A 13,050-nucleotide genomic window follows, 5' to 3' on the forward strand; every position below is an offset into this window, starting at 1 on the left:
GTTTTTTATGAGCGATGCACTGAAGGCATTGAACAATCTTCGCACACTGCGTGCACAGGCACGAGATGTTGAGGTTGAAGTTTTAAACGAAATGCTGGAAAAACTCAGCGCGATAATCGCCGAACGTCGTGATGAAGTGGCTGCGGAAAATGCCGCGCTGCGTGAGAAAGAAGAGAAACTGGCACTGTATAAAGAGATGCTGCTTAACGACGGTATCGATATTTCTGAACTGGCGCAATTAACCCAGGGCGAAAGCAAACCTAAAGCGAAACGCGCACCGCGTCCGGCCAAATATAAATTCACTGATGAAAATGGTGATGAGAAATTCTGGACGGGTCAGGGTCGTACACCATCGCCAATCAAAAGCGTCATTGACGCTGGCGGTTCGCTGGATGATTTCCTGATTTAAGTCTTCAGGCCCTTTTATGGGCCTGAATCTTTTTGTCACGTCGCTACCGTATCAAACATCAAACCCCGTAACCAACGGTATCCGGCATCACGATGCGTCCTTTCATGCCAGGCCACGTTTTTGGTGAAGCCTGGAATACTTAACGGTGGCGGCAGTATCCGTAAATCTTCGGTATTCACCGCTAACCTGCGCGGCACCACAGCAATCAAATCACTGACCCGTAAAATCTCCGGTAACACCAGGAAGCTGCTCACTGATAACGCGACGCGCCGGGATTTACCCAGCGCTGCCAATGCATCATCAGTCACACCGTGAAACTGCCCACCGTGATAGGAAACCAACGCATGATCAAGGATGCAGAAATCTTCCAGGGTGATGCCACTGCCCTGCGCTGCCGGATGGTCGCGGCGCAACAGGCAGACATACTCTTCATCATATAACGCGCGAGCATGTAAATCTGGCGGCGTGGTGTCCGGTGTAATCAACGCAATGTCGATATCACCACGCTCGAATTGAAAAGTCAGTTGATCATTATTGACGGGCACGACGGCAACACGGATACCCGGCGCGAGTTTACGTAATGCTTCCATATACGGCACCACCACCGCCCGCAGGGCGTAGTCGGTCGCGGCGATGGTAAACGTCATTTCTGCGCTGGCCGGATCAAAGGCTTTAGGTTGTAGCAGCCCGTTAACTTCAGCAAGGATCTGTTTAACCGGCGCAGCCAGCTCCAGCGCCCGCAATGTAGGCACGATACCGCGTTGCGTCCGGGTAAATAGCGGATCATCGAAACACTCGCGTAGCCTTGTCAGCATGCCACTGACCGCAGGTTGCGTCAGTGCCAGCCTGTTAGCCGCACGCGTCACGTTGCGCTCATCAAGCAGAGCATCCAGTGCTTTCAGCAGGTTGAGATCCATCGTTCTGATATCAATTGGCATGATGGTTATCACTAAAAATAATGGTGAAAGTTATTTCAGCACGAGCCCCGCCATTGGGCAAGCTTCTCTGTTATCGCACACGCTGATAGCTGCAATCATAAATGACGATAATGCTGATGATCGGCAATACGCCATACTGGCGACCCGAATACTTCTGTCGCTAAGGAACAATGATGTCTGCTAAAAAAATACTCTTCGTGCTCACCAGCCACGACAAACTGGGTTCTACCGCTGGTGTAACAGGCTTCTATCTTCCCGAATTAACCCATCCTCTTGAACAGCTGGAAAACGCCGGGTTCAGCGTGGATTTTGCTTCAATTAAAGGCGGCACACCTCCGGTCTACGGCGTCGAGCTGGATGACGCAGTCAATGCACATTACTGGCATGACGAGACTTTTCAGCACAAGCTGGCGCATACCGCAGCACTGGAGCAAGTTGACGCTGCACAGTATGCTGCTGTGCTGTATGTGGGTGGACATGGCACGATGTGGGATTTCCCGCAGAGCGAAGCGGTACAACGCGTGACGCGCGAGATATGGCAGCACCATGGTGTGGTGGCTGCGGTGTGTCATGGCCCTTCCGCATTGGTCAATGTCACCCTTGATGACGGCAGCCTGCTGGTTGCGGGCAAACAAGTCAGCGCCTTTACCGATGAAGAAGAACATATTGTGCAGCTGGAAAAAGTCGTACCGTTTTTGCTGAGCAGCAAATTGCAGCAGCAGGGCGCGATTATTGCTGGTGCTGCTGCATGGCAGGATCAGGTGTCCGTGGATGGACGTTTAATTACCGGGCAGAATCCGCAATCTGCCGCCAGCGTGGGTAAAGCGATAGTCAAAATTTTGCAGGGATAATGTTCTTCTTCTCCGCATCTGAGGTCTGTAACGTCAATCCCCGTGCGCCAGCCAATTCGCGCCCCGCAGTCATTGGGTCGGCATCATGCCGACCCGCTCAATAATAGCCTTTCTCACCACCTGCCTAACCTGTAGCCAGGATGATATCGCGAGCACGGGACTTGCTATTGTGACGCCGTCACAATTAGTATGTTGTAATTATATAACACACTTTTCCCAGCTCTCATCCCTTTAAGCATCAACACACCGCCAGACTTGCTCATTTACCAACCAAAAGAGGAGAAATAAAGGAGATTCTACAATCACGATATACAATGATAATCATTCTCATTATCATGCGCATTTGCTTACAAACGTTAACAAAACAGGGAGAATGATTAAGTGAATGCAACCAGATGTAACCAGAAGCACCCCATCGCGTTGCTTTTGGCCGGACTGTTGAGTACGTCAGCGTATGCCGCCAATGAGGAACCCACCGAAAAACTGGCTGACGATGAATCGATGATTGTCACAGCGGAAGAAGAACTGAAACAACAGCCTGGCGTTTCAACCATTACTGCGGAAGACATTCAAAAAAGCCCCCCTGTTAACGATTTATCAGACATCATTCGCAAAATGCCAGGTGTCAATCTCACCGGCAACAGCGCCAGTGGCAGCCGTGGTAATAATCGTCAAATCGACATTCGCGGCATGGGACCAGAAAATACCTTAATCATGATTGATGGTGTCCCTGTCACCTCCCGTAACGCTGTTCGCTATAGCTGGCGCGGTGAGCGTGATACCCGTGGCGATACCAATTGGGTGCCGGCCGAAATGGTAGAGCGTATCGAGGTTATTCGTGGACCGGCAGCTGCCCGCTATGGTTCGGGTGCAGCAGGTGGCGTGGTGAACATCATCACTAAACGCCCAACGAATGACTGGCATGGTTCCCTGTCTCTGTTCACCAATCAGCCAGAAGATGATAAAGAAGGTGCCACTAAACGCGCCAACTTTAACCTGAGTGGCCCGCTGGCCGGTGATGTACTGACCATGCGTCTGTACGGCAACATCAATAAAACCGACGCCGACGCTTATAACATCAATACCGATGAAAACGGGTCTTATGCAGCAGGCCGTGAAGGCGTACGTAATAAAGATATCAATACGGTGTTCTCCTGGAAGATTACCCCACTGCAAATTGTCGATTTCAGCTACGGTTACAGCCGTCAGGGCAATATCTATGCTGGGGACACCCAATATAGTAACGGTAATATCAGCCCGGATGGCTTAGTGGAATCTTTGTACGGTGATGAAACCAATCGTATGTACCGCCAGAGCTATGGTCTGGCCTGGAATGGCATCTGGGATTGGGGTACATCAAAATTCAATTTCAATTATGAGAAAACCAACAACACCCGCCTGCAAGAAGGTTCAACGGGGCGTGTTGAAGGGATGATCAATAGCGATGATTATGCCACCAGCCGTCTCGAAAGTTATCGTGCTGGGGGCGAAATCAATTTCCCGGTGCAGTTGCTGGTTGATCAAACGGTCACATTAGGTGCGGAATGGAATCGCGATGAATTAAACGATCCTGCCTCTATGAGCGCAACCGATCAATCCGGTGTGATTATTGATGGCGTATCTGGCAACCCATCAGAACGTAGCAGTAAAAATAGCGCCACCATCAGTTCGCTGTTTTTTGAAGATAACATTGCCGCCACCGACAGTACCGAAGTTATCCCAGGCCTGCGCTTTGATTATCACGATAAGTTCGGTGCCAACTGGAGTCCGAGTCTTAATATTTCGCAAGGTCTGGGCGATGACTTCACCTTAAAGGCAGGTATTGCGCGCGCATTTAAAGCACCGAATCTTTATCAGTCCACCGAGGGGTATCTGCTTTCCACGCGTGGTAATGGTTGCCCGGTCGGTCTCACCAGCGGTAGTTGTTATTTATTAGGTAATGAAAACCTCGATCCGGAAATCAGCGTCAATAAAGAAATCGGTATCGAATTTAATCACGATGGCTATATCGCCGGGATTACCTGGTTCCGTAATGATTACAAAAATAAGATTGTCGCGGGTGATGACCTGGTGGGTTATGCCTCTAACGGCTATAACGTGTTACGTTGGGAAAATGGTGGTAAAGCGATTGTTGAAGGCCTGGAAGGAAATCTGACGATTCCGCTGGTGCGCGATACGCTGGAATGGCGCACCAACGCGACCTATATGTTCCGTTCAGAAAGTAAGAAAACTGGCAATCCGCTCTCCGTCATCCCGGAGTTCACCATTAACTCACAACTTGACTGGCAGGTTACCGAGAAGCTGGAGGCGAATATTAACTGGACCCAATATGGCAGGCAGAAACCGCGTCAGTATGCCGAAATCCGCAACGAGGTTAATGCGATCTCTAACCGCGAAATTAGTCCCTACTCCATCTTCGGTTTAAACATGAATTATGACATTACTAAAAACCTGCGCGCCAATGCAGGGATCAATAACCTGTTTGATAAACGTATTTATCGTGAAAATGATGGTGCATCTACCTATAACGAACCAGGTCGCGCATATTATGCCGGATTAACCCTGTCGTTCTGATGTTATCCACTATCCTGCCAGCACTGCGCTGGCAGGATATTTTCCCCACTCAGATTTATTTATCTGAGGGGTGGGAGATGATGTTAAGCTCGATTGCCAGACTGATAGCATGCTTTGCATTCTTAACACCCAGCTTCCTGACAATATTTCCCATATGAAATTTTACCGTACTTACGGTGATATTAAGAATACGGGCAATCTCAGGGTAGGTTTTACCGGTACTGCTCCAGTAAAGGATCGAGTTCTCACGAGAGGATAAGGTACTCTCTGTATTCTGCTGCGGTTTGTTTTCATCACGATAGAGATGGAGTAGTAATTCATGGGTATCAATTAAAACCCCCTGAATTTCATTCCTGTTTCTTCTTATCGTTTCGTCAAGCTCAGGCATCAAAAACTTATTTACATACAGAGATAACACTACAACATTATTATTCTGGTCATGCAGAATGAAACTCTGGCCACTGACTACATCATAAGGTTTAATGGATTCAAAAATTTTGCTAATTTTCCACTGAGAGTTAATGGTCAGACTATCATCCCAGATTAGAGGTGATATACGATTCAGCGCATTAATCATCACTGGATCGATGCTTTGATATTTAGCCTCCAGATAGATATCAGAGAAATAGTCTGGAAAGCTGGTGACGATAATCATATCATCGATATTACGCTTATTCATTACCGCGTAAGCGTAATTCAGTTCCCCGTATTTCGATAAGTATTTTTCCAGATTATTTTTCATGATTTCATTTTTTTGGGAATCTGAAAAAAAATTTCTGCTCATTAACTTATTCCTCTAAGTTCACTAACCTGCATTATATTAACTTTAGATACAGCATCATCGACGATAGTATAGCAGAAAGTTGTCGTCATTTTGGAGCAGGAATATCTATATTTATATGAGAACCAGCTTGCTGGGCTGGCCTCATACCCGTTACTTTCGATGGACACAACTATCTGAAAATAAATGATTACTTAAGATAAAGTCCTTCTGGAGCAAGTTTAACTCATTGCGGCTCGCGCCAGACCGGGAAAAGCTCAGGAAAGCCTTCAATGACTAAGGGATTTCCTGCATCCCGATAGCCAAATCGCCTGATTAGCGTCCTCGTACTGAAAGTTGTACATTCTGCGTAGCACGGCATTTTTTCCTCATCAAGAATACCATTCATCTCCCGGAACAACTTTGCTACCAGATCACCTCCTCTATCAGAACGCAAGACTGCAAGCAGGAAGATATAATAATGTTCTGGCTCTCGTGGATGAAAATGGTCGAGGCCGTTCATAAACGCCAACGTGGTCACATAATCTGCTCCACATGCCTGACGTAGCTGATTATCAATAAGCTGATTATCCTCTTCCGTCATCTCAAGTAATTTAGGTCCGAAATAAACCAGGGTACCGGCGTTGTTTTCTGTGAGCAGGACGCCTCCAAGCTTGTGAGCGAGCTCAACATAAACCCTGAAAAAACCATACATCGCCGTTATGCGCTTTTCTTTATCGCTGCCAGTAAATGCATATTTTAGCACTGGGTCATTATAAAACTCTGATGTCAGAAGATCACAGGCAATATCCAGTTCAGAGAACTTAGCATGTCTACATCCCATGATTATGCTCCTGAATATTTACTACTGGCATCGTTGATAAATTAACCTGCTCAGCAAAGGCATCATTTTGCTGTAACGCTTCAACCAGGCTATCAATCGCTAAACGGGTAACGTGCGGCATCACCACAATATGCGCCAGACCGCCTCTGCCACTAAGGTGGAATTTTTTGAATATCTCTTTTTCGGGGCGAGTAAAAACCACCACCAGCGACTGAGGACCTCGTTCCACGCGGAATAATGGGTGAATAGCGTTAATGGTGGTTAACCGTTCATAAGCATAAGCGGCTAATTGCTCGCATTGCGCAGCAATCTCACTCTGCATTGGCTGAGATACCGTATTCACCATATACCAGAGAAATAATGCGGACATACCATTACGCGTCCCTCCCAGCGTAGTATCGGGAGAGTGAATATATTCAGGCAGTGTGGCGGGCTGCATCCGGTACTTTTCTTTCGTCATATATACGCCGGATGCAAAGGGAGCGCCGTACCACTTATGGGAACTCATCACTATTGAACTCACAAAGGGAAGACGAAAATCAAACTGAGGCCCCTTAACTTCGCTTATTTTTTTCTGATGGGCCATTTCGAGATAGGGCAAATACGCTGCGCCAAGCGCTCCGTCAATATGGATCCAAAAATCGGGTCTGCTGTCACCTGTAGTCTGGACATTGAAATTATGTTGTTCAAGGATGGGCGATAACTGTTGCCAGACAATCTGCGCATCATCAAATCCGCCCTGAAATGTGGTGCCCACATTCAGTACCATGATCGGTGGATGCCCATGAGCCGCAAAGAAATCGACCAAAGCTGTTAACGATTCAGGATTAACCGCGCCATGTTGATCCACGGGCACCCCATGTGGCCAACTGCCATCGGCGGTGATCGGGCACTGGCCGGGGTAGTCTTTATCACCCATTTCCTGAAACGTGGTAATACCCAAAATGCTGGCACATTTTTCTAATGAATAATGCGATTCCTGAGAATAATAGAGTACAGGAACAGATAACGCTTTTCGTCTTGTTTTACCTGCAAGCTGTTTCGCCCGGAAATACTCGCGTGCGCTCCACAGCGCATACATATTCCCTTCCGTCGAGCCCATTGCCAGCACATAACCCCAGAATGACTCCTGAGTTAACGGTTCGCGTAATTCAGCATGCCAGAGCTGGCGAAAATATTCGAGCACCTCCTGCTCCAGTTCACGCGTATGCAGCAGCATTGAGCTGTTTTCAAACGGATCACCAATATTATTCAGGTGGATATTAATAAATGGTGCGATTGCTGAATAGTCGAACTTTTGATTAAGTGGATATCCTAAAGATAATTCCTGGCGACTGACAAGATTAGTATGTATTTTATCAAGCCGCTTTCTCACCTTATCTGGCAGACAAAAATTCGTCATCGGAAATGTATGAGGACGTATTACATGTTTGATGAAAGAATGTGGAATTACCCTGCCGAACGTTGTTTTCTCGACTGCAAAATTTCTATTTACGCCCAAAGAATTATCCATAAAAACATCTCCATTAAGGGGTGTGGAACGTATTGAAGCTACAACCATAAACATCAGCATGTTATGGCTGCTATGAAAAAAGTGAGTAGCTCAATTTGCCATATTTATAAAGCTTATGCTGTGCACTGGCTAACAAATTGACCGCATGGTGTCAGACAGCAAGCTAATGATATGAATTTGGTGTCTCATAAATAGGGGTAACAAAAAATATTTGTACCTTTAGTCGGCCAGCACCAGCACGCGACACCAGCTCTCCAGCCGCCTCAGCTCTAACTCTGGCTGGCTTCAGCCGGGCAATTCTCCCGGATGAACAGGTTAAACGGTGTGATGTTGTCGTGCAGAGAAAACTCATCGCTGCGGTTGAAATGACGCGCCAGTAACGCCAGTGCGCGACGTGCTTCCTCGCGCGGATTTTGATCGATAATCGCCGCCAGTGAGCCTTCCAGCAGTAACAGACGTCTTTCCGGAGTGAGCTCATGCGTAATCAGTTGCGCCTGTCGCCCCAGCGATTGCAGCGTCGCAACAATGTTGCTGTTACCCGACGACGTATTGTAGATACCACAAATACGCGAATTCTCCAGCAACGCCTGACGTACCACGTCTCCTGCTCGCTGTTGATTTTCTGCACTTTCCAGCGTTGCCGCCCAAATGCATGTCGGGAAACGCTCACGTAACACCGCACGGAAACCGCGTTCACGTTCCTCATGACCAATCATGTTATGCATCCCCAGCACTACCACCACCTCACCGCCGCGTTCACCGAGAAAACGCCCCATCAACTCCCCTGCCGCCCGCCCCATTTGCCGGTTATCGGGTCCGACATAGGCCAGACGGCCACTGGACGGGATATCGGTCGCCAGCGTTAAAATCGGTAATTGTCCGGAAACGCGCTTAAGCGCATCCGCCAGTTCGGGATCATTCGGACACACCACAATCAAGGCGTCATGACTGGCGGCGATGGTTTCCACCTGTTTTATGGTGGCGCGAATATTGCCAGGATTGTGGTAATGCATCACGCCATTGATACGCATCTCAGCCATCTCCGCACCGAGATCGGCAAACGCATTGCGTAATCCTTTGTAGAAAGGATTTTTGGGTGATTGCAGCAGAATCGCCACGCGTAACGCACGCAGATAACCACGAAACAGCACGCGATCAACATTCAGTTTGCTGGCCCATTCCAGCACCCGTGCTTCTTTAGCCGGAGAGACACCACCGCGCCGATTCATCACCCGATCTACGGTACTGAGACTGACACCAGCGGCGCTAGCTATCTGTTCCAGCGTCGTTTTTTTGCTATTGATCACAGTAATTTCCATCTGAAGGTTAGACGTCAAATATTGAAGGTTTCCCTTCAAATTAGACATAGCAGCAGAAAATTGCATCCGCTATTTTCGTCCTCATCGCAATCAAGGGTGGAGAAGAGAATGATTAAGGATGCGTTTTATCAGACCGGACAACCGGCACCTAAACTCGGCGTCAGTCCGCTCTCATGGGTGAATGAGGTGCTGCAACAGCTGGGAGCTGGCACCAGCGCACAGCAATGCCTGGAAGAAGCCGCTCTGGCTGGCTATCAGGGAGTGGAGTTGAGTCGCATCTTCCCGCGTGAACCCGGTGCGTTGCGTGCTCTGCTGGCGCAGCACAAGTTACATCTGGTCTCCGGCTGGCACGATGGTTTTCTCACCGAACGCAGCGTGCAGCAGGAGCTGGAGGCGGTACATCCCCATGCTGCGTTATTACAGGAAAATGGTGCCGAGGTGATGGTGTATGGCGAATGTGGCTGGATGACCGCCAATGCGCTCGATGTCCCGCTGGCCCAGCGTCGCCTGCTACCGGAAGATCAGGTCCTGGGCTATGCAGAGCGCCTGTCTGCCTTTGCCGAGGCGTTGTATCAGCAATATGGCCTGCGCCTTGCTTATCACCATCACCTGATGATGGTGGCCGAAACCCTGCCAGAAATTCGCGCTTTGCTGGCCGCCTGTGCTCCGTCGGTGGGCCTGTTACTCGACACCGGACATGCCACCGCTGCCGGTTTTGCTTATACCCAGTTGATCGATGAATTTGCCGACCGCATTTGCCATATCCACCTGAAAGACGTGCGACTGGATCGACTCCAGCAGGTGCGTCAGAGCGGAATGACATTTAACCAGGCCGTGCTGGCGGGCATGTTTACCGTGCCGGGGGACGGCGGCATTGATTTTCGCCCGCTGGCAAAGTTTATCGCCCGTAGCGGCTACCGGGGCTGGATGGTGGTGGAAGCAGAACAGGACCCGGCAAAAGCCCCGCCGCTCGCTACCGTCACGCGCGCGCAACGCTATGTTGCCGAACATATTTTACCTGCAGTCCAATAAAGGAAAGAGCACATGACCGGAAAAAAACTCAACGTTGGCCTGATTGGTTCGGGTTTTATGGGCCAGGCCCATGCCGACGCCTGGCGTCGTGCAGGCTTGTTATATCGCAATTTGCCGCTGCAACCGGTGCTGCATACGCTGGCTGATGCCACCCCGGCGCTGGCGGAAGAAGCCGCACAGCGTTTTGGTTTTCAGCACAGCACGGCAGATTGGCGGGCCATGATCGCTAACCCGGCAATCGATATTGTCGACATCACCACCCCTAATAATATGCATTACGACATGGCGCTGGCGGCGATTCGCGCGGGCAAACATGTTTACTGCGAAAAACCACTCACGGTTTCGTTACAGGAAGCGCAGACCCTGACGCAGGAAGCGGAACTGGCCGGAGTGAAAACCATGGTGGCGTTTAATAACATCAAAACCCCGGCGGCCCAGCTGGCGAAACAGATGATCGAACGGGGGGATATCGGTACACCTACCCGTTTTCGTGGCTGGTTTGATCAGGGTTTCTTCAACGACCCGGAGCTGCCGTGGAGCTGGCGCTGTTCGCGCGAGCAGGCCGGTTCTGGTTCCCTCGGTGATCTCGGTTCGCATGTGGTGAGTGTGGCGCAATATCTGATGGGACCGATCATCAGCGTTATCGGCCAGGAGCAGCTGTTTATTGACTCGCGACCGGCCGCCGGTGCCGGTTCTGGCTATGGTGCGCAAGCCAGCAAGGACGCATCACGGCTGAAGGTTGAAAACGATGATCAGTTTCAATCGCTGATTACCTTTGCCAACCATGCCGGGGGCGTGATTGAAGCTTCAAGGATTTCGGCGGGAAAAGTGTTTGGTATCGCCTGGGAAGTGTCGGGCACCGAAGGTACCATCATCATGGACGGTGAGCGTTTTAACGAACTGAAAATTGCCCGCTATCGCGATGAAAAACACGATCGCGGCTTCAAAACTCTTTACGCCGGTTCTCAGGTGGAGCAGTTTGGCGGCTTCTTTGGCTTCGACTTTGCGGGCGGTGGCCTTGGCTATTTTGACGTTAAAGTGATTGAAATCTATGACCTGATTAAAGGCCTGAGCGGAGCAAGCGGCTGTTTCCCGGACTTCCGCTTCGGCCTGGAAAATCAGCAGATTATCGAAGCGATGGTGCGCTCCTCTGCCAGCGGTACGCATGTTGAAGTGGCAAGTCTGCGGGCTTAACGGAAAAACGTCGCCAGCGCGTCAGCCAGCGCCTGCGGCTGCTCATCAGGGATGAAGTGGCCGCTATGGGCAATGGTTATGCCAGTCACGTTATCCGCAAACTGCCGCAACGGCGCAGCCATATCGGGGATGGAACCCTGATCGGCACTGATTGCCAGCAGCGGCAATGTTAACTTGCCCTGCTCGCGTAAGGCCCGATTCTGTGCCGCTGAGAGCATCACTTCACGATACGGTGCCAGCCCGGCACGCAACGCGCCGTTTTGTTGCAGCAGACGCACGTATTCCGCCATATCCGCATCGCTAAACACCATCGGACTGGCGGTTTTACGTCGCAAAAACCACTCCAGATAAATCTCTTCACGACCGCTGATCAGCGCTTCCGGCAGGTCCGGCAACAAATGGAAGGCGAAATGCCAGGTTTTCCATGCTTTATCCGGCGTCGCGGGCAAGGCATCCGGCAGCGTAACGCCGGGAATGCCCGCATCGAGCAGTGCCAGTTTGATCACCTGCTGGCTGTAACGCATGGCATAGGGCCACGCCACCCAGGCCCCGACATCATGGGCGGCAAGGTAGTAGCGCTCAATCGCCAGCTTTTGCATTAAGCCCTGCACTTTTTCCGCCAGCGACTGGGTATCGTAACCGGCTTGCGGTTTGTCGGAGTCACCCTGCCCTGGCAAATCAGGAGCGATGATAAAATAACGATCCCCCAACTGAGCCATTACCTGATGCCAGGCGTACCAGCTTTGCGGAAAGCCCGCCAGCAGCAGCAACACTTCGCCCTGTGGGTTGCCTCCGCTGACGTAGTGCAGGCGAACACCGTCCACCGTGGCATAAAAATGAGCGAAGCCGGGCAAATGCGCGACGGGTTGTGACCAGGGTTGTGCACGTTCAGACATTCAAACCTCTCATTATTTAGGAAATGATTATTTCCTTATTAGACAAAAAATTTTTAATCAAGCAGCGTCAACGCGGTGGCAATCAACTGATCGCGTGCCGGTAAATCCTGCATTTTCCCAGCAACGCGCATACCCAGCACCAGACACAACAACACGCCTCCCAGCGCCTGGGCATCATGTTGCGGATTAATCGAACCCTCCTGCTGGCCCTGGGTGATCAATTGCAGAATCGATTGCTGATTACGCAGCAGCGCAGCGCGCACGCCTTCAGCCAACTCGTTATCCAGCAGTTGCAATTCAACGGCGCTACCCACCACCAGACAACCCCGTCGCCCTTCTATGTCACTGGCGGATTCGAGGTAAAAGCGCAGCAGTTCAGCGATACGCGACCGGCCATCGGGTTGCTGTGCCAGTCGCTGACGCAAATCATGATTACGCAGCGAGGTGTAGCGTGCGAACACTTGCAGAAACAGACCGCGTTTGTCACTAAAGGCTTTGTAGATACTTCCGGCAGTCAGCTGCATCGCCTCACTCAGATCGCTGATCGACGCGCTGTGATACCCCTTTTCGCGGAACACCAGCATGGCACGATCCAGGGCAACATCCAGGTCGAACTGACGTGGCCGACCGCGCTCGCGCATGATCCGTGGTTGCTGTGACATCACTTCACCATTTAGGAAACGTTCAATTCCTAAATGGTGCCACAGTTGCCTGATAATA

At 50.4% G+C, this 13,050-nt stretch carries 12 protein-coding genes; 5 read left to right on the forward strand and 7 right to left on the reverse strand.

From position 1 onward, the window contains the following. The first annotated feature begins 7 nt into the window (after nt 1-7). Complete coding sequence (locus HA50_RS30010) at nt 8-409, forward strand: H-NS family histone-like protein (RefSeq protein ID WP_084881030.1); 402 nt, start codon at nt 8-10, stop codon at nt 407-409. A 35-nt stretch (nt 410-444) separates the two neighbouring features. Here HA50_RS30010 and HA50_RS30015 read toward each other — a convergent pair whose 3' ends face one another. Next, nucleotides 445-1,347, reverse strand: coding sequence for a LysR family transcriptional regulator (locus HA50_RS30015; RefSeq protein ID WP_084881031.1), 903 nt, complete (start codon nt 1,345-1,347; stop codon nt 445-447). A 173-nt stretch (nt 1,348-1,520) separates the two neighbouring features. Between HA50_RS30015 and HA50_RS30025 the strand changes: the two genes are divergently transcribed. Beyond that, a complete protein-coding gene (locus HA50_RS30025; protein ID WP_139811100.1) occupies nt 1,521-2,198 on the forward strand; it encodes a type 1 glutamine amidotransferase domain-containing protein in 678 nt (225 codons plus the stop codon). A gap of 381 nt (nt 2,199-2,579) precedes the next feature. Next, nucleotides 2,580-4,772 (forward strand): TonB-dependent siderophore receptor, encoded by a 2,193-nt coding sequence (locus tag HA50_RS30030; RefSeq protein WP_084881034.1) that lies wholly within the window; start codon nt 2,580-2,582, stop codon nt 4,770-4,772. 55 nt (nt 4,773-4,827) lie between these two features. Here HA50_RS30030 and HA50_RS30035 read toward each other — a convergent pair whose 3' ends face one another. The 4 genes from HA50_RS30035 to HA50_RS30050 all read right to left on the reverse strand — a co-directional run bounded on the left by HA50_RS30035 (nt 4,828) and on the right by HA50_RS30050 (nt 9,196). Further along, complete coding sequence (locus tag HA50_RS30035) at nt 4,828-5,556, reverse strand: helix-turn-helix transcriptional regulator (RefSeq protein ID WP_084881035.1); 729 nt, start codon at nt 5,554-5,556, stop codon at nt 4,828-4,830. Nucleotides 5,557-5,779: 223 nt separating this feature from the next. After that, nucleotides 5,780-6,376 (reverse strand): hypothetical protein, encoded by a 597-nt coding sequence (locus tag HA50_RS30040; RefSeq protein WP_084881036.1) that lies wholly within the window; start codon nt 6,374-6,376, stop codon nt 5,780-5,782. Further along, a complete protein-coding gene (locus HA50_RS30045) occupies nt 6,366-7,889 on the reverse strand; it encodes a pyridoxal-dependent decarboxylase (RefSeq protein WP_244193723.1) in 1,524 nt (507 codons plus the stop codon). The genes HA50_RS30040 and HA50_RS30045 overlap by 11 nt, the downstream gene beginning before the upstream one ends. Nucleotides 7,890-8,158: 269 nt before the next feature. Continuing rightward, on the reverse strand, nt 8,159-9,196 hold the full coding sequence (locus HA50_RS30050) for a LacI family DNA-binding transcriptional regulator (protein WP_244193724.1): 1,038 nt from the start codon (nt 9,194-9,196) through the stop codon (nt 8,159-8,161). A 120-nt stretch (nt 9,197-9,316) separates the two neighbouring features. Between HA50_RS30050 and iolE the strand changes: the two genes are divergently transcribed. Further along, the gene (gene iolE, locus HA50_RS30055; RefSeq protein WP_084881039.1) at nt 9,317-10,240 is read left to right on the forward strand and encodes a myo-inosose-2 dehydratase; all 924 of its coding nucleotides are present in this window, start codon (nt 9,317-9,319) and stop codon (nt 10,238-10,240) included. Nucleotides 10,241-10,252: 12 nt separating this feature from the next. Next, nucleotides 10,253-11,434, forward strand: a complete 1,182-nt coding sequence (locus HA50_RS30060) for a Gfo/Idh/MocA family protein (protein ID WP_084881040.1) — start codon at nt 10,253-10,255, stop codon at nt 11,432-11,434. Here the strand turns inward: HA50_RS30060 and HA50_RS30065 are convergent. Both HA50_RS30065 and HA50_RS30070 read right to left on the reverse strand, forming a co-directional pair. Then, the gene (locus HA50_RS30065; protein WP_084881041.1) at nt 11,431-12,330 is read right to left on the reverse strand and encodes an alpha/beta fold hydrolase; all 900 of its coding nucleotides are present in this window, start codon (nt 12,328-12,330) and stop codon (nt 11,431-11,433) included. The genes HA50_RS30060 and HA50_RS30065 overlap by 4 nt on opposite strands. 53 nt (nt 12,331-12,383) lie before the next feature. Beyond that, the gene (locus tag HA50_RS30070; RefSeq protein ID WP_084881042.1) at nt 12,384-12,992 is read right to left on the reverse strand and encodes a TetR/AcrR family transcriptional regulator; all 609 of its coding nucleotides are present in this window, start codon (nt 12,990-12,992) and stop codon (nt 12,384-12,386) included. Nucleotides 12,993-13,050: the final 58 nt, after the last annotated feature.

It is taken from the genome of Pantoea cypripedii (genome assembly GCF_002095535.1).
Classification (GTDB): domain Bacteria; phylum Pseudomonadota; class Gammaproteobacteria; order Enterobacterales; family Enterobacteriaceae; genus Pantoea; species Pantoea cypripedii.

Coding starts and splice junctions, on each gene's coding strand:
- HA50_RS30010 (WP_084881030.1), top strand. CDS start 8: ATGAGCGATGCACTGAAGGCATTGAACAATCTTCGCACACTGCGTGCA.
- HA50_RS30015 (WP_084881031.1), bottom strand. CDS start 1,347: ATGCCAATTGATATCAGAACGATGGATCTCAACCTGCTGAAAGCACTG.
- HA50_RS30025 (WP_139811100.1), top strand. CDS start 1,521: ATGTCTGCTAAAAAAATACTCTTCGTGCTCACCAGCCACGACAAACTG.
- HA50_RS30035 (WP_084881035.1), bottom strand. CDS start 5,556: ATGAGCAGAAATTTTTTTTCAGATTCCCAAAAAAATGAAATCATGAAA.
- HA50_RS30040 (WP_084881036.1), bottom strand. CDS start 6,376: ATGGGATGTAGACATGCTAAGTTCTCTGAACTGGATATTGCCTGTGAT.
- HA50_RS30045 (WP_244193723.1), bottom strand. CDS start 7,889: ATGGATAATTCTTTGGGCGTAAATAGAAATTTTGCAGTCGAGAAAACA.
- iolE (WP_084881039.1), top strand. CDS start 9,317: ATGATTAAGGATGCGTTTTATCAGACCGGACAACCGGCACCTAAACTC.
- HA50_RS30060 (WP_084881040.1), top strand. CDS start 10,253: ATGACCGGAAAAAAACTCAACGTTGGCCTGATTGGTTCGGGTTTTATG.
- HA50_RS30065 (WP_084881041.1), bottom strand. CDS start 12,330: ATGTCTGAACGTGCACAACCCTGGTCACAACCCGTCGCGCATTTGCCC.
- HA50_RS30070 (WP_084881042.1), bottom strand. CDS start 12,992: ATGTCACAGCAACCACGGATCATGCGCGAGCGCGGTCGGCCACGTCAG.